Annotated in this window: 19 protein-coding genes and 1 other RNA gene; 8 read left to right on the top strand and 12 right to left on the bottom strand. The window is 68.5% G+C overall.

The window, feature by feature from the left end:
• Positions 1-41: 41 nt before the first annotated feature.
• Complete coding sequence (gene miaA, locus P2T65_RS02390; protein WP_276199185.1) at positions 42-983, bottom strand: tRNA (adenosine(37)-N6)-dimethylallyltransferase MiaA; 942 nt, start codon at positions 981-983, stop codon at positions 42-44.
• Positions 984-1,009: 26 nt separating this feature from the next.
• On the opposite strand from miaA, the gene serB reads away from it, so the two are divergent.
• Positions 1,010-1,909: a phosphoserine phosphatase SerB gene (serB, locus tag P2T65_RS02385; protein WP_276199124.1), complete on the top strand. Its 900-nt coding sequence runs from the start codon at positions 1,010-1,012 to the stop codon at positions 1,907-1,909.
• 62 nt (positions 1,910-1,971) lie between these two features.
• On the opposite strand, the gene P2T65_RS02380 is transcribed toward serB, so the two are convergent.
• The 7 genes from P2T65_RS02380 to P2T65_RS02350 form a co-directional block, all read right to left on the bottom strand.
• Positions 1,972-3,456 (bottom strand): Do family serine endopeptidase, encoded by a 1,485-nt coding sequence (locus P2T65_RS02380; RefSeq protein WP_055457432.1) that lies wholly within the window; start codon positions 3,454-3,456, stop codon positions 1,972-1,974.
• Positions 3,457-3,678: 222 nt separating this feature from the next.
• On the bottom strand, positions 3,679-3,873 hold the full coding sequence (locus P2T65_RS02375; RefSeq protein ID WP_055457433.1) for a DUF2065 domain-containing protein: 195 nt from the start codon (positions 3,871-3,873) through the stop codon (positions 3,679-3,681).
• A gap of 27 nt (positions 3,874-3,900) precedes the next feature.
• Positions 3,901-4,857, bottom strand: a complete 957-nt coding sequence (locus tag P2T65_RS02370) for a protease modulator HflC (RefSeq protein ID WP_055457434.1) — start codon at positions 4,855-4,857, stop codon at positions 3,901-3,903.
• Positions 4,854-6,002 (bottom strand): FtsH protease activity modulator HflK, encoded by a 1,149-nt coding sequence (gene hflK / locus P2T65_RS02365; protein WP_063189249.1) that lies wholly within the window; start codon positions 6,000-6,002, stop codon positions 4,854-4,856. Before hflK ends, P2T65_RS02370 begins: the two co-directional genes overlap by 4 nt.
• Positions 6,003-6,126: 124 nt before the next feature.
• Entirely contained in the window at positions 6,127-6,690 is a 564-nt protein-coding gene (locus tag P2T65_RS02360; protein WP_055457436.1) for a dihydrofolate reductase, read from the bottom strand.
• On the bottom strand, positions 6,687-7,172 hold the full coding sequence (locus tag P2T65_RS02355) for a GNAT family N-acetyltransferase (protein ID WP_276199123.1): 486 nt from the start codon (positions 7,170-7,172) through the stop codon (positions 6,687-6,689). The genes P2T65_RS02360 and P2T65_RS02355 overlap by 4 nt, the downstream gene beginning before the upstream one ends.
• 39 nt (positions 7,173-7,211) lie before the next feature.
• Positions 7,212-8,006: a thymidylate synthase gene (locus tag P2T65_RS02350; RefSeq protein WP_063189251.1), complete on the bottom strand. Its 795-nt coding sequence runs from the start codon at positions 8,004-8,006 to the stop codon at positions 7,212-7,214.
• Between the two features lie 479 nt (positions 8,007-8,485).
• Between P2T65_RS02350 and ssrA the strand changes: the two genes are divergently transcribed.
• The 5 genes from ssrA to P2T65_RS02325 all read left to right on the top strand — a co-directional run bounded on the left by ssrA (position 8,486) and on the right by P2T65_RS02325 (position 11,446).
• Positions 8,486-8,841: a transfer-messenger RNA gene (gene ssrA, locus P2T65_RS02345) on the top strand.
• Positions 8,842-8,883: 42 nt separating this feature from the next.
• A complete protein-coding gene (locus P2T65_RS02340; RefSeq protein WP_276199122.1) occupies positions 8,884-9,483 on the top strand; it encodes an SspB family protein in 600 nt (199 codons plus the stop codon).
• 88 nt (positions 9,484-9,571) lie between these two features.
• Positions 9,572-11,011, top strand: coding sequence for a class II fumarate hydratase (fumC, locus tag P2T65_RS02335; RefSeq protein ID WP_071924012.1), 1,440 nt, complete (start codon positions 9,572-9,574; stop codon positions 11,009-11,011).
• Between the two features lie 10 nt (positions 11,012-11,021).
• The gene (locus P2T65_RS02330) at positions 11,022-11,213 is read left to right on the top strand and encodes a DUF4169 family protein (RefSeq protein ID WP_276199121.1); all 192 of its coding nucleotides are present in this window, start codon (positions 11,022-11,024) and stop codon (positions 11,211-11,213) included.
• Positions 11,210-11,446 carry a ribbon-helix-helix domain-containing protein gene (locus tag P2T65_RS02325; RefSeq protein ID WP_276199120.1) on the top strand — a complete coding sequence of 79 codons (237 nt, stop codon included), beginning with the start codon at positions 11,210-11,212 and terminating at the stop codon, positions 11,444-11,446. The genes P2T65_RS02330 and P2T65_RS02325 overlap by 4 nt, the downstream gene beginning before the upstream one ends.
• Before the next feature lie 6 nt (positions 11,447-11,452).
• Here the strand turns inward: P2T65_RS02325 and P2T65_RS02320 are convergent, their stop codons facing one another.
• The 3 genes from P2T65_RS02320 to P2T65_RS02310 form a co-directional block, all read right to left on the bottom strand.
• A complete protein-coding gene (locus tag P2T65_RS02320; protein WP_276199119.1) occupies positions 11,453-15,202 on the bottom strand; it encodes an AsmA family protein in 3,750 nt (1,249 codons plus the stop codon).
• A 126-nt stretch (positions 15,203-15,328) separates the two neighbouring features.
• Entirely contained in the window at positions 15,329-15,892 is a 564-nt protein-coding gene (locus tag P2T65_RS02315; RefSeq protein ID WP_276199118.1) for a toxin-activating lysine-acyltransferase, read from the bottom strand.
• Positions 15,893-16,050: 158 nt separating this feature from the next.
• Positions 16,051-17,469 carry an FAD-linked oxidase C-terminal domain-containing protein gene (locus P2T65_RS02310; protein WP_276199117.1) on the bottom strand — a complete coding sequence of 473 codons (1,419 nt, stop codon included), beginning with the start codon at positions 17,467-17,469 and terminating at the stop codon, positions 16,051-16,053.
• A 187-nt stretch (positions 17,470-17,656) separates the two neighbouring features.
• Between P2T65_RS02310 and P2T65_RS02305 the strand changes: the two genes are divergently transcribed.
• On the top strand, positions 17,657-18,208 hold the full coding sequence (locus P2T65_RS02305) for a thioesterase family protein (RefSeq protein ID WP_245280432.1): 552 nt from the start codon (positions 17,657-17,659) through the stop codon (positions 18,206-18,208).
• Between the two features lie 6 nt (positions 18,209-18,214).
• Here P2T65_RS02305 and P2T65_RS02300 read toward each other — a convergent pair whose 3' ends face one another.
• On the bottom strand, positions 18,215-18,490 hold the full coding sequence (locus P2T65_RS02300) for a hypothetical protein (protein WP_141659639.1): 276 nt from the start codon (positions 18,488-18,490) through the stop codon (positions 18,215-18,217).
• Between the two features lie 114 nt (positions 18,491-18,604).
• Here P2T65_RS02300 and P2T65_RS02295 point away from each other — a divergent pair, with 114 nt between their 5' ends.
• On the top strand, positions 18,605-21,004 hold the full coding sequence (locus tag P2T65_RS02295; RefSeq protein WP_276199116.1) for a UvrD-helicase domain-containing protein: 2,400 nt from the start codon (positions 18,605-18,607) through the stop codon (positions 21,002-21,004).
• Positions 21,005-21,011: the final 7 nt, after the last annotated feature.

Below are 21,011 nucleotides of genomic sequence, written 5' to 3'. Positions count from 1 at the left end.
CACGTCTGTGGCGGGCACGCTAGCCGAGGCCCGCCGGGCGGTCAAGCGGAAGATCGCTCCTGCACGTCGCCCGCGGCGGTCCGCAGGGCCTCGCCGATCGCCTCATGAGCGGCTTCCGGGGCGAGCCACGAGAAATCCGGTAGTTGGTGGCGCACCCAGGTGAACTGCCGCTTGGCATAGTGGCGCGTGTCGGCCTGCGCCTTCTCGATCGCTTCCGCAAGGTCGATCTCCCCGCGGATATGGCGGATGAGCCAGGGCACGCCATGGGCCCGCATCACCGGCAGCGCGGGATCGAGCCCCCGCGCCGCGAGCGCCCTCACCTCCTCGAGCGCGCCCGCCGCCATCATCGCCGCAAAGCGGCTGTCGATGCGGGCGAAGAGCGCCGCCCGTTCCGGCGCGAGGAAGCATTTGTGGAGGCGCCAGCCGGCGAGAAGCGGCCGGCTGCGCCGGCCGTGAAAGCTCGCGATCGGCTGGCCGGTCGCCGCGAAGACCTCCATGGCGCGCAGGATGCGCAGCCGGTCAGTCGGGTTGAGCCGGGCCGCCGTGATGGGATCGCGCGCGGCAAGATCGGCATAAAGCAGCGGTGTCCCCCGGCCGTCGGCGGCGGCGCGCACGGCCGCCCGCACCTCGTCCGGCACCGGCGGGATCTCCGACAGCCCCTCGCAGAGCGCCTTGAAATAGAGGCCCGTGCCGCCAACGAAGATGGGCAGCCTGCCCTTCGCCTCCGCCTCGGCGAGCACCGTTGCGGCATCTGCGAGGTAGCGCCCGACGGAATAGTTCACCGCCCCGTCCACGTGTCCGTAGAGCCGGTGCGGCACCATTGCCTCCTCGGCCGCAGACGGCCGCGCGGTGATGGTGCGCAGGTCGCCGTAGACCTGCATGGAATCGGCATTGACGACGATGCCGCCATGCTCCTGCGCGAGCGCGAGCGCCAATGCGGACTTGCCGGAAGCCGTCGGCCCTGCGATGAGGACGGCTCGCATCCTTTCCGTCACGATCTTCTCCGGCAATGACTGAGACCTTGACCCACGTCGCTACTCTCATAACCAATCCGGCCACGCCCGTCCTCAGCCAAGATCTGGTCGCGGCGGCGGCCAGAAGTCTCGAGACGGCCTCGGCGCCGGTCTGGCTGGACGAAGGCGTGGCGGCCGACATCAACTTCACGCCCCGCGAAGGCGTGTCTGCCCGCGAAAGACTGCGCGCGACGCTGAGCGATGCACCCGTCGACATCGTCGTGCAGCCCCTCGCTGGCCGGCGCAAGCGCCTGTTCCTCGCCGACATGGACTCGACCATGATCGGGCAGGAGTGCATCGACGAGCTCGCGGATCTCGTCGGACTGAAGGCGGAGGTCGCGGCCATCACCGAGCGCGCCATGCGCGGCGAGTTGCCCTTCGAGCCCGCGCTGCGCGAGCGCGTCGCCCTCCTCGGCGGCCTGCCGGTCTCGGTGGTCGACCGCATCATCGCCGAGCGCATCACCCTGACGCCGGGCGGCACCGAACTCGTGCGCACCATGCGCGCGAAGGGAGCCTATACCTGCCTCGTGTCCGGCGGCTTCACCCTGTTCACAGGCCCCATCGCCGCCCGCATCGGCTTTCACGAGCACCGTTCGAACCTCCTCGTCACGGAGAACGGCACCTTCGCCGGGCGGGTGGAGGAGCCCATTCTCGGGCGCGAGGCCAAGCTGGCAACGCTGCACGAGCTGCGCGCGCGCTTCAACCTCGCCGGCAGCGAGACGCTGGCGGTCGGCGACGGCGCCAACGATCTCGCCATGCTCGCCGAAGCGGGCCTCGGCGTCGCCTACCATGCCAAGCCGGCAGTGGCCGCGGCTGCCCATGCCCGCATCGACTATGGTGACCTGAGCGCCCTGCTCTACGTCCAGGGCTATCGCCGCGCTGAATTCGTGACCTGAGCCCGCCGGCAAACAGAAAGGGCGGCCCGGGGGCCGCCCTTCCTCACGCCGTGCGAGACGGTTCACTGCAGGCTGAGGGCCACGAAACGCACTTCGCCCTGGGCGGAAGAGACGAGCAGAAGCACGGACTTCTTGCCCTCCTTCTTCACGGCGTCGATGCGCTTGGTCACGTCCTGCGGGCTCGCTACCGGCTCCTGATTAACCTCGACAATGACATCGCCAGCCTGAATGCGCTTGTCGGCTGCGGCCGAATTGGGATCGACACTGGTGACGACGACGCCCTTGATGTCGTCCTTGATGTTGTAGCGCTGGCGCAGCATGCCATTGAGCGCCGACATTTCGAGGCCGAGCGCCTGGCTGACCGCCGGCTTGTCGCTCTGACCGCTCTGGCCGGGCGTCGCATCGTCCGTCGCCTCCTCGAGGCGGCCGAGGGCGATGCGCTTCCTCTCTTCCTTGCCCTTGCGGATGATGACGACCTCAACCTCCTTGCCGACGGGCGTCTGCGCCACCATCAGCGGCAGGTCGCGCGATTGCGCCACCGGCTTGCCGTCGAAGGAGACGATGACATCGCCGACTTCGATGCCGCCGGCCTTGGAGGGGCCCTTGTCGTCGACACCGGCAACGAGCGCGCCGCGCGCCTTGTCGAGGCCGAGCGCCTCGGCGGTGGCATCGTCGACGTTCTGGATGCGCACGCCGAGCCAGCCGCGGCGCGTCTCGCCGAAGTCGATGAGCTGGCGGATCGTCGGCTCGGCGAGCGAGGACGGCACGGCGAAGCCGATGCCGACCGAGCCGCCCGTGGGCGACAGGATGGCGGTGTTGATGCCGATGACCTCGCCGTTCATGTTGAACAGCGGACCGCCCGAATTGCCCTTATTGATGGCGGCATCGGTCTGGATGTAATTGCCGAAGGCTGACGAATCGATGTCGCGCTTGTTGGCCGAGACGATACCCGCCGACACCGAGCCGCCGAGGCCGAAGGGGTTGCCGATGGCGAGCACCCAGTCGCCGATTCGCAGCGCCTCGGAATCGCCGAAGCGGACGGCCTTGAGCGGCCGATCCGGCTTCACCCTGAGCACGGCGAGGTCGAGCTTCGAATCCTTGCCGACGATCTCGGCCTTGAGCTTGCTGCCGTCGGTGAAAACGACCGTGATATCGTTGGCTTCGCCGATGACGTGGTTGTTGGTGACGATGATGCCGTCGGCATCAATGACGAAACCCGAGCCGAGCGAATTGGAGCGGCGCTGCTGGCGCGGCGCGTTGTCGCCCTGTCCGCGGCGGTTGAAGAATTCCTCGAAAAGGTCCTCGAACGGCGTGCCGGGCGGCAATTGCGGGAACGAGGGGCCGCGCGCCTCCACTGTGGTCGAGGCCGAGATGTTCACCACGGCATCGATGACCTCCTGGGCGACATCGGCCAATGATTCCGGCCCGCGCGCCAAGGCAGCGGTAGGGAGCTGGACGGCCATGACGGCCGCCACCGCAAGGGCCGAGAACGCGCGCCTCAGCCCCGAGCCGCCGATAGCGCGTGGAATGGGCGGAAGAAATGTCATTGTGATCCTCGTTCCCTGGAGCGCAGGCCCGCGCCCCCGTGTCGCTGGTTGCCCCGGCAGCGGCCCGCACCGCGGAACCTTCCGGTCTACCGAGGTTTCATTCTTCAAATGCGGCGGAACGGCGGCTCGCACATGCAACTGTGCGTGATCGTGCCTGCTGCCGCAAGGCGCCCCGCGCAGAGCAGGGTGCCGAAACGGACGGCCGCATCGGGCGGCCCCGCCTCAGGCGCCGCCCCAGCGCACGTACCAGATGATGACGACACCCACGACCGCCGAGACAACGCCGACGAGCCGCATGCGCTCCACGGGCGCCTCGGACGCCTCCGCCAGCGCCCGTTTGGCCGCGGTCGGAAAGGCCGCGAAGATGAGCCCTTCAATGGCCAGCACGAGGCCGAGCGCCGCGAGAAAATCCGTCATACGCCAGCGCCCCCCTCGCTCGCGCCGTCAGGGCGTCGCCAGGCTCGACTGCGGCCCCGGCGCAGGTTGCTGCTGCGGCGCGGGCGGCCGGTCACCTCCGGCCGGAGCCGAGTTGCGCCCGAAGGCGTTGCCGAAATAGCGGAAGAAGTCCGTCTCCGGCGCCAGGACGAGCCGCGTGTCCGAAGCCTGCAGGCTCGTCTCGTAGGCCTGCATGGACCGGTAGAACGCGAAGAAATCCGGGTCGCGCCCGTAGGCCTCAGCGAACACACGATTGCTCTCGGCGTCGCCCTCACCGCGCAGTTCCTGCGCCCTCCGGTCGGCATCGGCCTTGATCACCGTCACGTCGCGATCGGCACGCGCCCGAATGCTCTGGGCGATCTGGGATCCGTTGGCGCGGATGTCGGCTGCCTCGCGCTGACGTTCCGTCTGCATGCGCTGGAAGACCGCCTGGCTGTTGGCCTGCGGCAGGTCGACACGGCGCAGCCGCACATCGACGACAGTGATGCCGAAGCCCTGAGCCTGCTTGTTCACGTCGTCGCGGATCTCGCGCATCAGCCTGGCGCGCTGTTCGCGCACGATGTCGGTAAAGGTCGCATCTGCCAGCACGGCGCGGGCCGTGGAATTGACGATGTTGCCGAGCCTCAGGTTGGCGCCGGCGACATTGTTCACCGTCTGGTAGAAGCGCACCGGATCGGTGATGCGGTAGCGCGTGAAGGCATCGACGACGAGACGCTTCTGATCGGCGGCGATGACCTCCTGCTCGGACAGGTCGAGATCGAGCACGCGCTTGTCGACATAGACGACGTTCTCGACCAACGGCACCTTGAAGTAGAGCCCCGGCTCCATGACGACCTTGCGCACGCCGCCGAAGCGCAGCACCAGGGCGGACTGCGTCTGATAGACGATGAAGGTCGAGGCGTAGACAAGGATAAGCGCCGCCGCAACAAGGATGAGGCCGCCCATTTTCCAGACGTTGCCGTTCATCGGGCCGCTCCCTGCTGCAGGTTGCCGCGCGACTGCTGCGGCTGTTGCGGCTGTGGCCGCATGAGCTCGTTCAACGGCAGGTACGGCAGCACGCCTTGCCCGCCCCCCTTCTGGTCGATGATCACCTTGTCCATGCCGCCGAGCACACGCTCCATGGTTTCGAGGAAGATGCGCTCGCGCGTCAGCTCGGGCGCGGAGCGATAGGTCTCGTAGACCTGCGTAAATCGGGATGCCGCACCCTGGGCCTCGGCGACGACTCGTTCGCGATAGGCCTCGGCCGATTGCAGGATCTGAGCTGCCTGGCCGCGGGCTTCCGGTACGATGCGGCTTGCGTAAGTCTCGGCTTCGTTGCGCATGCGGTCCTGGTCCTGCCGAGCCGCTTGCACGTCGCGGAAGGCGTCGATGACCTGCTGCGGCGGGTCGACCTTCTGCAACTGCACGAGGCGGACCTGCACGCCCGCTCCATAGCTGTCCAGCGTCTCCTGCATGAGCTGACGCACCTCGCCTTCGATGGCGACACGGTCGGTCGTCAGCACGGTCTGGATGTTGCGCCGTCCCACGACCTCGCGCATGGCGCTCTCGGCCACGGCCTTGATGGCAGCATCGGGATTCTGCAGGTTGAAGACATAGTCCTCGGGCCTGGCCGGATCGATCTGCCACTGAACGGCGAAGTTGATGTCGACGATGTTCTCGTCGCCCGTCAGCATCAGGCTTTCTTCCGGCACCTCGCGAGCGGCCGCGACACGGCGCGTCGTGTCGCCGGTGCGCATGCCTACCTCGATGGTGTTGACCGTCGTGACCTCGGGCTTCACCACGGTGCCGATCGGATACGGCAGGTTGTAGCGCAGGCCCTCGTTCGTCTTGCCGACATATTTGCCGAAGATGAGGTTGAGGCCGACCTCGTTGGGCCGCACGGTATAGAAGCCCGTCGCGAGCCAGAGCAGCACGGCGCCGAGCACGATGAAGGCGACCCCTCGCCCGCCCATGCCGCCGCCGGGCAGCATGGTCTTCAGACGGTCCTGGCTGCGCCGGAGCAATTCCTCGAGGTCCGGAGGCGTGTTGCCTCCCCCGCCCTGCGGTCCTGTACCCCACGGGCCGCCGGGCTTCTGGCCCCACGGTCCGCCGCTCTGGTTGCTCCAAGGCATGCTTAGACGTTCCTCACCTGTTTCCGGGCGGCCGCAGCCGCAGCGTTGCAACGATCCGCCAGCGTTGATGGGTTGTCCATCCCCGGCCTGTCAAGGTCGGAAGTGGGGAATGAAGCGCTGAACGTCAACGGTTTTCGACGGTTGGTGCCCCCGGCGACCGTTCACGTTTGCGCTTGTAGTTGATGAAGGTGAACGCGTGCTCGTCCTCGGCGCCGGCCGGGTGCGCCTCGCGGCTCGCCTCCGCGAAGATTTCCGGGTTGATCGCCGGGAACACGGCATCGCCGGCGGGAGCGGCATGGACGCGGGTGAGCAGGATCTCGTCCGCAAGCGGCAGGCACTCGGCGTAGACCTGCGCGCCCCCGGCGACCATCAACCGCCCGACACCGAGGCGGCGCGCCGCCTCCCGCCCGAGCGCCAGTGCCTCGTCAAGGCTCGATGCCCGCACGATGTCCGGTGGCAGTTCGCCGCCCCCGCGCGTCAGCACGATCGTCTCGCGGCCGGCGAGCGGCTTGCCGATCGATTCGAAGGTCTTGCGCCCCATCAGCACGGGATGGCCCATCGTCAGGCTGCGGAAGCGCCGCATGTCCGTGCGCAGCCGCCAGAGCAGCTGGTTGTCCCGGCCGATGACGTCGTTATCCGCGGCCGCAACGATGATGGCGAGCGCAACGGGTGCGCCACCCCCGCTCACGGCGCCTGCTCCGCCAGTTTCGCCAGCGCTTCGCCCGTGACGCGGCAGACGGTCCATTCATCCATCATGCGTGCGCCCTGGCGCTTGTAGAAGCCGATCGCGGGCTCGTTCCAGTCGAGCACCCACCACTCGAGCCGCCCGAGCCCCTCATCGACGCAGCGCCGGGCGAGATGGGAAAGGAGAGCCCTGCCGATGCCTGCGCCACGGAAGGCCGGACGCACGAAGAGGTCCTCGAGATAGAGGCCGTGCCGGCCGAGAAAGGTGGAGAAATCGTAGAACCACAGGGCAAAGCCCGCCGGCTCGCCCCGCCACTCGGCGATGTCGCAGAAGACGCGCGGATTGGCACCGAAGAGCGCCGCGCCGAGATCGCCCTCGGTCGCTTCGACCTCGTGGGCCAGCTTCTCGTAGTCAGCAAGCTCGCGCACGAGCGCCGCGATGAGGCCGAGATCGGCCGATTGTGCAGGACGGATGACGAGGGACATCGCGGGTCTTCTTCGGTGAGCCTTCCGGGGCGGGAGCCCTCAAACGGCGACGGGCGCCTTGATGGCGGGATGGGGATCATAGTCCTCGATGACAATGTCCTCGAAGGTAAAGTCGAAGATCGAGCGCACCGCCGGGTTGAGCACGAGGCGCGGCAGCGGCCGCGGCGCGCGTGCAAGCTGCTCGCGCGCCTGGTCGAGGTGATTGAGGTAGAGATGCGCATCGCCGAAGGAATGGACGAAGTCGCCGGGCACGAGACCCGTGACCTGCGCCATCATCTGCGTCAGCAGGGCATAGCTCGCGATGTTGAAGGGCACGCCGAGGAAGACGTCCGCCGAGCGCTGGTAGAGCTGGCAGGACAGGCGCCCGTCGGCGACATGGAACTGGAACAGGCAGTGGCAGGGCGCCAGCGCCATCCTGTCGATCTCCGCCGGATTCCACGCGGACACGACAAGGCGCCGCGAATCGGGGTTGCGGCGGATTTCGTCCACCACCCAGGCGATCTGGTCCACCGTGCGCCCGTCGGCACCTTCCCACGCGCGCCACTGCTTGCCGTAGACCGGGCCGAGATCGCCGTTCTCGTCCGCCCACTCGTCCCAGATGCTGACCTTGTTCTCCTGGAGATAGCGCACGTTGGTGTCGCCCTTCAGGAACCACAGCAGCTCGTGGACGATGGAACGCAGATGAAGCTTCTTGGTCGTGACGAGCGGAAAGCCCTCGGCAAGGTCGAAGCGCATCTGGTGGCCGAAGACGGACAAGGTGCCCGTCCCGGTCCGGTCGCTCTTGCGCGCGCCCTCGTCGAGCACGCGGCGCAGCAGGTCGAGATAAGCGCGCATCGTCGCCTCACGTGATTCCGTCCCGTCGAGGCATAGCATCGGCAGCGGCGCCGGTGAATGCCTCCGGCGCCGGCGAAGGCGGGTTGCGGGCCACGAAAGGACGAGCGCAGACGTTCATCCGCCTGCGCCCGGAGGCAACCGACTTTCACAATGAAGCCGTGGCGCCGCAATACACGAATGGCCGCCACGACAACGACCTGGTCAGAACAAAATCGTATGGTTATTGTTGTTTAATCATACACACATAATGCCAAAAAAGCACCCAAATAATGCTTCACACATCTCTCATTTCAACAAATATAACTTTAATAACTGAAATTTATTCATAAAATAAATAGCGACAACATATCTTCTCACGCGCGGTCTCGCAATGGCTGCAGGGCTACAGCCCTGTCGGGAGGGCGTGGCAAGCTGCCGTTCGGATGGCATGTCGCCGGCCCTCCCTTGCCTGTCGGCAACTGCGCGAGAATGGCGCTCAAGGCCTTCCATCGGGCCGAGAAGGCCCCTATATTCTGGATGCCGTCGCAAGGCGGCTATGGCGATAAACGGCCATCGCAATAAACCCATCGGACCCGGGGGCGGTACCCGGCGCCTCCACCCAAACGCGAGCGGGCCTCGCGTTTCGGCGGGGGCGAAATAGGATCGACGAGGGTGTAAAGGGTGCGCTTTCGCTCGGCATGGTTCCGCCGTTATCGGGCCGAACTTATAGTTGCCAACGACAACTATGCTCCGGTCGCCGCGGCTGCGTAACGCAGCTTAGGTTACCGATCCAAAGTCCTGACGGTTAGCCCCGGCAGGCGGGGTTCGGAGGCACCTGGCAACAGAAGCCTCCACTTCCTTCTCAATCGCCGGCTCAGAAGGCATCGCTCCGGAACACATGGCGAAGGATCTCATCCGCTACGACCTGCTCGTCCAGGAGGCGCTCAGGGGCGTTGTGCGCAAGCTGCTGGCCGATGCCGTGCGCGACGGCCTGCCCGGCGACCACTATTTCTACATCTCCTTCCGCACCGATCATCCCGGCGTACGGCTGTCGAGCCGCCAGCGCGAGCGCTATCCGCACGAGATGACAATCGTGCTGCAGCACCAGTTCTGGGATCTTGCCGTCACGGACCAGGCCTTCGAGGTCGGCCTGTCGTTCCAGGGCGTGCCCGAGCGGCTGATGATCCCCTTCGAGGCCGTGGTCGGCTTCTACGACCCCTCGGTCCAGTTCGGCCTCAAGTTCGGCCAGGATGGCGAGACCGGCGAGGCCGAAGGCGGGGGACCGACACCGGCTGCCGCAGAGGTGCGCGACGCCCCCGAGCCGGCCGAGGTGATGCCCTCCGCGGAGAGGATCGAGACTCCGGCCGCAGAGGCGCCCAAGGCGGGGGAGAAGGCGACCGCCGCCGAGACACCGGTCGTGGAGCGCGTGCCCCAGGACAACGCGGACGGCAAGGGCGCCCAGGTGGTTAGCCTCGACGCCTTCCGCAAGAAGACCTGATGGGCCGGGCCGCTCCCGCTGCACGGTACCTCCGGCCGCTGCCACGCGAACTGCGCCTGTTCGCCCTTTGACATGAAAGGCGACTGCCATGTCCGACTCATCCGGCAAGATCGCATCCGGCACGTTTTCCGAAGCGGAGAGCGCCGTTCGGCAGGAGGAGGACAGCTTCGGTCCCATCGCCGTTCCGGCCGCCCGGTACTGGGGCGCCCAGACCCAGCGGTCGATCCAGAATTTCCGTATCGGCGACGAGCGCATGCCGCTGCCGCTCATCCATGCCCTCGCCCTCATCAAGCGCGTTGCTGCGGAAACCAACGGCGAATTGGGCCTTCTGGAGCCGCGCCTCGCGCAAGCCATCGCCGCCGCCGCCGACGAGATCCTCGAGGGGCGGCACGACGAGGAGTTTCCCCTCGTCGTCTGGCAGACCGGCTCGGGCACCCAGACCAACATGAACGTCAACGAGGTCATCGCCGGTCGCGCCAATGAGATCCTCGGCGCCGGCCGCGGCGGCAAGAGCCCGGTCCACCCCAACGACCATGTCAACCTCGGCCAGTCGTCGAACGACACCTTTCCGACGGCGCTCCACATCGCAGCGGCGACCGAGATCGAACGCCATCTGCTGCCGTCCCTCGCCCATCTCGGCGGCGTCATCGACGCCAAGGCCCGCGCCTTCGCGGACATCATCAAGATCGGCCGCACCCACCTGCAGGATGCGACGCCGGTGACGCTCGGTCAGGAATTCTCCGGCTATGCGGCGCAGATCGCGCTCGCCATGGATCAGATCCGCGCAGCGGAGCCGGGCCTCCTCTCCCTGGCCCAGGGCGGCACCGCCGTCGGCACCGGGCTCAATGCCCATCGCGACTTCGCCATGCGGTTCGCGGCCCGCGTCGCCGAGCACACGGGGCTCGCCTTCACCTCGGCACCGAACAAGTTCGCCGCCCTCGCCGGCCATGAGGCCGCCGTTTTCGCCCACGGCGCCCTGGCCAGCACCGCGACCGCCCTGTTCAAGATCGCCAACGACATCCGCCTGCTCGGATCGGGGCCGCGCTCGGGCCTCGGCGAGCTGTCGCTGCCCGAGAACGAGCCTGGTTCCTCGATCATGCCCGGCAAGGTCAACCCCACCCAGGCCGAGGCCATGACCATGGTCTGCGCCCAGGTGCTGGGCAACAACACCACCGTCGCCTTTGCGGCGAGCCAGGGACATTTCGAGCTCAATGTCTTCAAGCCGGTGATCGCCCATGCCCTGCTGCAGTCGATCCGCCTCCTGGGCGACGCGGCGACGAGCTTTGCCGACAATTGCGTCGCCGGCATCACCGCCAACGAGGCGCGCATCGGCGAGCTCATGGGCCGCTCGCTGATGCTTGTCACGGCGCTCGCACCGCATATCGGCTATGACAACGCGGCGAAGATCGCCAAGGCAGCCCACAGGAACGGAACGACGCTGCGCGAGGAGGCGCTGGCCTCCGGCCTCGTCCGCGCCGAGGACTTCGACCGCTGGGTCGACCCGTCGGGCATGCTCGGCCCGCGATAAGGAGGGCGTCATGGCCGACATCGTGAACCTGCGCATGGCCCGCAAGGCGAAGTCCCGCAGCCGGAAGGAGGCTGAGGCCGACGCCAATCGCGTCCGCTTTGGCCGGCCGAAGGCCGAGCGTCTCAAGACCCAGCGTGAGCAGGAGAGGTTGGCGCGAGCGCACGAGGGCCACCGGCTGACGACGCCGGACGAAGACGCATGACGCCCCCCGGCCGCGCCGGCATCGTCAAGCGCTCGCTGGTGATCGCCGGGCACAGCACGAGCGTGTCGCTGGAAGAGCCGTTCTGGGCAGCGCTCAGGGAGATGGCTGCGGCGCGCGGCATGTCCGTCGCCCAGGCGGTCGCCGCCATCGACGAGGAGCGCGGCGGACGGAACCTGTCCTCCGCCATTCGCGTGGCGGTGCTTGCCTTTGTTCGGGACGCGGCGCGTGGCTGAGCTGTGTCAGCGGGCCGTCGGCCGGATATCGAGCGGCCCGCCCTGAGGAGGCGGCGCGCGGACGGCTGGCGCCGTCGGAGCTCGGGGCGAGGCGTCACTGCCGCCCATGGGCGACACCGCCGTCGCCCCTGCCCCATCCGGCTCAAACTCCGGCAGGCGATGGATAGCTGGAAGCTGAAGCTGTGTCGGCCCGCGCCCCTCCTGCGACTGCGGCTGCAGGCGGAAAGGGGTTTCGGATGGGACAGGCGCCTGCTGCCGCTGGCTCTCCTCGCGTAGCAACTCCTCCAGCCGCCTCTGATCCTCCCGGCGCTGCAACTCCTGCTGCCGCTGCGCCTCCTCCTCGCGCCGCCTCGCTTCCTCTGCCGCCCGGCGCTCGGCCTCGCGGGCCCGCTGCTCGCGCTCCGCCCTGAGGCGGCGGTTGTGGAAGGCGCGCTCGCGCGCATCGGCCTCCATCGCCTCGATACGTTCGAGCTCGCGCACGATGCCGATGGCGGCAAGGCCATTGGCGAGGCTGCCCGCATCGAGGCTGCGCACCGGCGCATCGACCGGCCCCGACCAGACGGCCATGGCCTGGGGCGCCGGCCCGGTCCAGCCCTTGGGTGACGTCGCCGCGATGACGGTCGCGCGCAAGTCGACAGTGAGGCTGCGCAGGTCAAGCGTGCCAGAGAGCGTCCCTTCGGCCACGCCGGCTTGCGCCGGCATCGTCAGAGGGCCGAAGCGCAGGACGCCGCCCGACAGGCTGACGGGGCCAGACAGCTGCGGCAAAGGCCATGCGCCCGCGTCGAGCGCCTCGGCGAGCGCCGTCGTCACGGCCGGCAGGTCCGGCCGCAGCGTGTCGGCGGCGAGTGCCTGCGCCACCATGCGGGAGACGGCTGACGGATCGAGCCCCGAGATGGACGCATCCGCCAGCGACAGGGTGGCGCCGCCGGCAAGATTGGCCACAAGCCGCGCCGGGCTTTCCCCGGCCGTGCCGATCTCGAAATCGCCGCTGAGGGTACCGGGAAGCCTCCGCCCGACGATGGCCGAAAGCGGAATGGCCGTGAGCTTACCGCGCGCCGATATGGCGGCGAGGGAGCCTTCCCGGCGCATCGTCATACTGGTCTTGATCCGGCCGCCCGATAGCTCGCCATTGAGGTCGTCGATGGCGAGCCCGGCCGGATGCAGCGACAACCGCAGCGTCGCATCGCGCAAAGTGAGCGTCGGCGTCAGGACCAGACGGCCGACGGTCAACGTCAGGACACCGTCGGCAGGCGGGGCAGCGGCACCAAGGCGCTCGCCAGACCATGCGCGCCCGTCGGGCGCCATGGGCAGGGGGCCTAGCGCGAGCGTCGCGACATCGGCGAGCGCCAAACGCTCGAAATGGACCGCCCCCTCAAGACGACCGCCCTCGTCCACCGTCAGGCGCCCGTGCAGCGGAACGCCGCCCGCCGTCGCCGCAAGGTTGACGAGCGACAACCCCTTGCTGCCGAGCGTCGCATCGGCGGTCAGTTCGAGCGGCAATGCCCCCGCGCCCGGCAAGGGCCGCGCCAGCACCTCCGCGAGCCGACCGAGGTCGCCCGCCTTCATCGTCACCCGCCCCGCGAACAGCGGCGCCGTCTCGGAAAAGCTGAAGGTTCCCTCGCCGGACAGGCTGGCCCCGGCAGCCGCGAGCGAGAAGCGCCCGGCCATGTCGTCGAGCGAAGGGCCGCGCGCCGAAACCGACAGGCGCCCGCCCTCGCCGTCCGGCAGGGGCAGGACATCGAAGCCGAGTTGCCCGAGCAGCTGCGCCCCGTCGCCGGCCCCGAGGCTGATCTCAAGCTCCGCGCCGACCCCTGAAGCGGGCGGCAGCGACAGCCCCATGTCCACCTCGGTGTCGCCGATCCTGCCGTCGGCCTTGACGAAGAGCGGCGCACCCGCATCCACGCGCCCCGCTTCGAGCCTGAGGCGGAGCGCCCCGCCGTCCGCGACCGCGCGCGTCAGCGCGGCCGCGGCGCGCGCCGGCAGGAAGCGGGCAGCGAGCGCGGCGAGCGCCTGCGGACGGTCGGCGTCGATGGTCGCGCCCAGCCTCCCGCCAGCGGCATCGATGCGCCCTTGCGCCTCGATCTGTGCGCCGCCGAAACCCGATGCATTGAGATATTCGACCACGATGCCCTGCGATCCGGCCTCCACGAGGGCACTGAGGCGACCGAGTGCATCGCCGCCGGACGCACCGAGCCCAAGGTCGCGCGCATCGAGCGACAGGCCGATGTCGGCGCCGGAAGCCAGGGCGAGCAGCCCGTCGAATTGTGGCAGGGCGGCGATATCGACCCTGCTCGCCGTCACCTCGGCCTCGTAGCGCGGGCGCCCGCCGCTGCCATCCGCGGGCATGAAACGGATCGCGCCGCCGACCTCCGCCTCACCCGCCTTCACGGCGATGTTGCGCGCGCCGATGCTGCCGTGATCGAGCGCGAGCTCGGCGCTGGCGGACAATCGCGGCAGGCCCGCGAGCGCTTCGGCCAGCGACTGCGGCGCCCCCATGCGCACCAGCGCCCGCGCGAACACCAGCGGCTGGCCGCTGTCGAGCGAAATGGACCCCGTTCCCGAGATGTCGTGCTTCGGCCCGCCGAGCGGGATGAGCCCCTCGCCGCGTGCCGCGATGCGGGTTTCCCCCGGCAGCCCGAGATCGAACCGGGACAGGGCGAGGACGTCCCCGTCGCGATGCAATCCGGCCGTGAGCGGGCCGAACTCCTCGCCCGCGATCGCCAATGCCTCGAGCGACAGGTCGAGGTAGAGCGGCAGTTGCGCAAGCACGGTGGCCGCGTGAAGCCCGAGCGCGCCGTCGTCGATCCGCTCGCGCAGCACGTCGAGGTCGACGCGCCGGCCGCCGAGGCTCGCCCGGAGGGCCGGCCGGCCGCCGAGGTCGAGCGTCGCCGTGCCCGTCAGTGCAAGGTCCTTGTTGCCCTCGCCGTGGGTGACGTCAAGCGTGAGGTCGCGCGCCGAAAGGCTGCGGATGTCGCCTTCCACGGCGCCGGAGAGCATGATCTGGCGGGGCTCTCCGGTGCCGGCCAAGGGTTCGGCGTATCGCACGGTGGCCGCAAGACCGGGCAGCAATCGCCCGCTGAGCCCCTCGGCGAGCTTCAGCAGGCCATCGACGTCAAGAAGGCCTCCACCCGCGGCACGGCCCAGCACGGCCTTGAGCCGCATGTCGCCGCCGTTTTCGCGCACCCCGGTCGCGATGCGCAGCGGCACGCCCTGCACCTCGCCCTCGATTCGCCACGGCCCCGCGAGGCTCGCCGCCACGACCTCAGCCTCGATGTCGCCGATGCGCGCGATCTCGCTGCCGGTTGCAGCTTCCACGCGGATCTCGCCGCGCGAAATGCCGAGACGCTCGATGGCGATCTCCACGTTTGCAGCGGAGACGGAGCGCGGGCGCGGCACGGCGAGTGCCCCGTCCTCCCCGACACGCACCGTGAGTACCGGCGCATCGAGCGCGGCCTCGATCACCCGCACCTCACCCTTGACGAGCGGCATGGGCGCGACCTCGACCGATACGCTCCGGGCGGAGAGCCGGGCCCCGCCGCTCTCGCCGAGGCTCACGTCGCTCAGCATGATCTCCGGCGTCGGCAGCAGACGCAGCTCGATGGCACCGCCCGTCCGCACTGGCAGCCCGAGGGCCTCGCCCAGCACGCCCTCCACCTCGCCGCGATGCGCCTCCCAGTCGATGAAATAGGGCACCGCGAGAGCCGCGCTCAACACAAGGATGAGGAGGATGGCAAAGACCGTCAGAAAGTCGCGCACGCTCGTGGGCTCGGCTGATCGAGGTTTTCACCTCACTTTAGCGGATTTGACGGCGCGGCTATGGCGAGCCTTGCATCGCCAACCGCGGCTCGGCCCTTCCATCTCTGGCACGACAACGGGGCAAGCTCAATGGATCGGACGCCGGCCTATGATTTCGCCAGCGTCGCCGGGCAGCAGCCACCGCCTCGCCGCGTCTCCCGCCATGAAGCGGGCGTGGCGCGCAGCAAGCGCGGCGAGCGCTTCGCCGGATCCCGGTTGCGTCTTCCCGGCTTCCTGCACCTTCCACATGTGCACGCACCGCCAGCCCCCGCCCGGCCCCCGACGCAGACGGCGCAGGCTGCGGCCGGAGAAGACGGTGCCCCGCAGGTCGCGGACGACGGGCAAAGCCTTGCCCGGCGCTGCCACGAGATCGACCAGCCACAGCTCATCACCTGCATCGAAATCCGCTTCGACGAGTTCGCGCCCGCCCGTCAGGATCCCATCGGCCGCCTCTCGCGACAGATAGGCCCAGGTGGCGAAGGCCTGCGGTTCCCCGTCGGCAAGGTAGAATTTGATCTGCCCGCGTGAAATGGCCGGCACGAGGCGCCGCTCGATATCTTGGAGGCGCATGTCGCGATACCGTGGCGAGCGCGGCAGCAGGGAAATCGCGGCGCCGAGCGCCTGCTGCTCCCAGAAACGGGTTGCCTTCATCTGAAAACGATCTTGCTTTGAAAATAGAGAGGCGATCACAATGCGCGCCTCTATAGCCCAACCCGATCGCATAAAGAAGAAGCAGAATGTCGGGTCCCGGCCTTGTGATTGCCGTCGGGGCGGGGCGGAGAAGCAATACGCCTCCCCACACCGGGCCTTCACGAGCGCGGCGGCAGCGTCTTGCCGGGATTCATGATGTTGAGGGGGTCAAGCGCGGCCTTGAGCGTGTGCATCACCGCGAGCGCCGGCGCGCCATGCTCCTCGACGAGATAGACCATCTTCTTCTGACCGACGCCATGCTCGCCGGTGCAAGTGCCGCCCATGGCGATGGCGCGACGCACGAGCCGGTCGATGAAGCCCTTCACCCGCTCCACCTCGTCCGCATTGTCGAGGTCGAGGAGAGGCTGGCAATGGAAATTGCCGTCGCCCACATGGCCGGCAATTGGCGAGATGAGGCCGCTCACCTCGATGTCGCGCTTCGTCTCGTCAACACATTCGGCGAGGCGGGAGATCGGCACGCACACGTCGGTGGCAACCGAGCGTGCGCCGGGCCGCAGCGCCAGCGCCGCCCAATAGGCGTCGTGCCGTGCCTGCCAGAGGCGGGAGCGATCCTCGGGCTGGGTCGCCCAGTCGAAGGCGCCGCCTTCGAACTCCGCCGCGATCTCGCCGAAGCGCTCCGCCTGCTCCTTCACGCCCGCTTCCGTGCCGTGGAACTCGACGAAGAGCATCGGCGTCTCCTGGAGGCCAAGCTTGGCGTGCAGATTGACGCCGCGAATCATCACCTCGTCGAGCAGCTCGATGCGGGCAACCGGCAGGCCCATCTGGATCGTGGCGATGACGGCGTCGCACGCGGCCTTCACGGAGGGGAACGGGCATACGCCGGCCGACACCGCCTCGGGAATGCCGACGAGCTTCAGCGTGACCTCGGTGATGACGCCGAGCGTGCCCTCGGAGCCCACGTAGAGCCGCGTCAGATCATAGCCGGCTGAAGTCTTGCGGGCGCGCGTCGAGGTCTTGACGATCTCGCCCGCCGGCGTGACCACCGTGAGCGCCAGCACATTGTCCTTCATCGTGCCGTAGCGGACCGCATTGGTGCCGGAGGCCCGCGTCGCCGCCATGCCGCCGAGAGAGGCGTCCGCCCCCGGATCGATGGGGAAGAAGAGCCCCTGGTCGCGCAGGTGCTCGTTGAGCTCCTTGCGCGTGACGCCCGCCTCCACCGTGCAGTCGAGGTCCTCCGCATGGACGGCGATGATGCGCTTCATGCGGCTCATGTCGATGGACACGCCGCCGTAGGGAGCATTGACATGGCCTTCGAGCGAGGTGCCCGTACCGAAGGGGATGACGGGCATGCGATGCGCCGCGCATAGCCGCACGATCTCCGCGACTTCCTCGGTGTTCTCGGGGAAGACCACGGCGTCAGGCGGCTGGTTAGGGATCCACGTGAGGGTATGGCCGTGCTGCTCGCGCACGGCCTGACTCGTGACGAGGCGGTTGCCGAAGCGCTCGGCGAGCGCGGCGACGACGGCCGCCACGGTCGTCTCGTCCGGTCTTGCCGGCTGTTCTGCGGCGGAGGTCATGCGCGAATCCTCGGGCTATTGCTCATGGGCTCGAGCGCATCTTCTATGCCCTTGCGCCGCGCACAAGTGCGCATTCGTCGCAAGGCGACACGATTCGTTAGGTTTGCATTCAGGTTGGAATGCTTAAACTTTGATCCTGGGGTGCCTCGCCCGGCGCCCGGCAGCCAGCACGATCCGGAGAGGTTCCTTGCGCAACCCGGCAGACGCACCGGCCCTGTTCTTTGCCCCCTTCGTCTCCTCGACCATGCGGGCGGAGGCGCACTGGATCGACTATAACGGCCACCTTAACGCCGCCTACTACAACGTCTTCTTCGACCGGGCGGTGGACGAGGCGTTCGGGCTCGTCGGCCTCGGCCCCGGCTATGTCGAGGAGCGCAAGGCCTCCTTCTTCGTGGTCGAGAGCCATATCCGCTACCGGCGCGAGCTGCGCGAGAACGACCCGGTCCGCGTCACGCTGCAACTCCTCGCCTTCGACGAGAAGCGCATCCACTATTTCATGGAGCTGCATCACGCCGCCGAAGGCTGGCTGGCGGCCTCCTGCGAGAACCTGTCGCTGCACGTCGACATGCGCACGCGCAAGGTAGCGGCCTTCCCGCCGGACATCCTGGCGAACCTCGCCGTCATGCGTGCGGCGCATGCCCGTCTTCCGCATCCGGAAGACGCCGGCAGGTCCATCACCATGCCGGAGCGGGGCGAGGACGAGTACGAGCCTCAGATCGCCTCCGGCACCCGCCACTGAGCGACATCAGCAGCGCGGGCATTCCATCGTGCGCAGGGGCTGCTGAAAGCGGTCGATCTGCTGCTGCTGCCGCATCTGGTTGAATTCGAACTGCTGCTGCTGCCGGTCCTGCGAACGCTGCAGCTCGCGCGTCACATCGCGGTCAGACTGGCGATATTGCCGCTCTACGCGGTTGAGGGCCCCTTCCTGGCCGTGCGCCGGCAGCGGACCGGCGGCGAGGCCGATCATGAGCGCCGCGCCCGCGGCAAGGGCCGGCGCGAGCAACACCATTCTGCGGGGCATCCTGTCCACTCCTCTCATCATGCCCCCTATATAGGGGCCGCATGCCTCCCCTCCTAGGCCGGCGAGTGACCGCGACACTCGACGCCGTTCGCCTTTTGGTCCATGGTCCGACCGATGACTCGCGTACCCACACAGGGCCCTGCGTCCGGCCCCGACGATCTCGCCCACACGCCCCGCCCCGGCTCGCTCGCCGCCCGGGCGCGCGCGGCCGCCGCGCCGACGCCCTACCTCTCCGGTCTCAATGCCGAGCAGCGTCGGGCGGTGGAGGCGACCGAAGGCCCGGTCCTCGTGCTCGCGGGCGCCGGAACGGGCAAGACGCGCGTCCTGACGACGCGCATCGCCCATCTCATCGCGACCGGGCTCGCCTGGCCGTCAGGCATCCTCGCCGTGACCTTCACCAACAAGGCCGCGCGCGAGATGAAGGAGCGCGTCGCCCACCTCGTCGGCCCCGCGGCGGAGGGCATGCCCTGGCTCGGCACCTTTCACGCCATCGGCACCAAGATCCTGCGCCGTCACGCCGAGCTCGTCGGGCTCAAGTCCGACTTCACCATCCTCGACGTCGACGACCAGATCCGGCTGCTGAAACAGGTGCTGCAGGCCGAGAACATCGACGACAAGCGCTGGCCGGCCCGCCAGCTCGCCAGCCTCATCGACGGCTGGAAGAACCGCGCCCTGCAGCCCGCGAAGGTACCGCACGGCGAGGCCGCCGCCTTCGCCCACGGGCGCGGCGCGGAACTCTATGCGCTCTATGAGGAGCGGCTGAAGATCCTCAACGCGGCGGATTTCGGCGACCTGCTGCTGGAATCGATCCGGCTCTTCCAGGAGCATCCCGACGTCCTCGCCGACTACCAGCGCCGCTTCCGCTACATCCTCGTCGACGAGTACCAGGACACCAACGTCGCCCAGTACCTGTGGCTGCGCCTCGTTGCCCAGGCACACCGCAACCTGTGCTGCGTCGGCGACGACGACCAGTCCATCTACGGCTGGCGCGGCGCGGAGGTGGACAACATCCTGCGCTTCGAGCACGACTTCCCCGGCGCCACCGTGGTGCGGCTCGAGCGCAACTATCGCTCCACCGGCCATATCCTTGCCGCCGCTTCGCATCTCATCGCGCATAACGAGGGTCGCCTCGGCAAGACCCTGCGCACCGAGGACGAGCCGGGCGAGAAGGTCACCGTCACCGGTGCCTGGGATTCGGAGGAGGAGGCCCGCCTCATCGGCGAGGAGATCGAGGCCTTGCAGGGAAAGGGCCATCCGCTCTCCGAAATGGCCGTGCTCGTGCGTATCTCGGCGCAAATGCGCGAGATCGAGGACCGCTTCGTCCAGCTCGGCCTGCCCTACCGCGTCATCGGCGGCCCGCGCTTCTACGAGCGCATGGAGATCCGCGACGCCCTCGCCTATCTGCGCTGCGTCGTGCAGCCGGCCGACGACCTCGCCTTCGAGCGCATCGTCAATACGCCGAAGCGCGGCCTGGGTGATGCCACGCTGCAGGTGCTGCACGCCCATGCCCGCGCTGCGCGCATCCCGCTCATGGAGGCGGCGCGCTTCATCGTCGAGACCGAGGAGTTGAAGCCGAAGCCGCGCAGGACGCTGCGCGACCTCCTCGCCAATTTCTCGCGCTGGTCGCAGAGCCTCGGGGCGACGCCCCACACCGAGCTCGCCGAGACGGTGCTGGAGGAATCGGGCTATACTGAGATGTGGCAGAAGGACCGCTCGGCCGAGGCCGCGGGCCGGCTCGAAAACCTCAAGGAGCTCGTCCGCTCGCTCGAGGAATTCCCCGACCTGCCGAGCTTCCTCGAACATGTCTCGCTCGTCATGGACGCGGTCGAGAGCGACAGCGACGACCGCGTCAGCATCATGACCCTGCACGCCGCCAAGGGGCTCGAGTTCGACACCGTCTTCCTGCCCGGCTGGGAGGAAGGGCTGTTCCCGAACCAGCGCGCCCTCGACGAGAGCGGCCGTGCCGGCCTCGAGGAGGAGCGGCGCCTCGCTCATGTCGGCCTCACGCGGGCGCGGCGCCGGGCCAAGCTCTATTTTGCCTCCAACCGCCGCATCCACGGCCTGTGGAATTCGACCATCCCGAGCCGCTTCATCGACGAATTGCCGGAGGCGAGCGTCGAGGTGACCGAAGCGCCGGCTGCCTATACCTACGGCAGCTACGGCCAGAGCCGCTTCGACATGGCCGAGCCCTTCCGCTCCTCCTATGCGACGCCGGGCTGGCAGCGCGCGCAGGCCAACAGCGCCGGCTGGGGCGGTGGACGCGGCGGCCAATCCGGCAGCTTCGCGTCGGGGCGCGGCGCCGGCGCGAGGCGTGGCGGACCGTTGATGATCGAGGGCGAACTCGTCGCCAAGTCGACGGGAACAGCCTCGGCCTTCGGCACGGGCGACCGTGTGTTCCATCTCAAGTTCGGTCCCGGCACGGTCGCGGCTGTGGACGGCAACAAGCTCACCGTCGATTTCGACAAGGCCGGCCGCAAGATGGTGCTCGACAGTTTCGTCGAACGCGGCAGCTGAGGGGAGA

The organism is Chelatococcus sp. XZ-Ab1, assembly GCF_029309855.1.
GTDB lineage: Bacteria > Pseudomonadota > Alphaproteobacteria > Rhizobiales > Beijerinckiaceae > Chelatococcus_A > Chelatococcus_A sambhunathii.
Note: the sequence above shows the minus strand (reverse complement) of the source record. Positions and strands in the feature narration are given on the sequence as shown.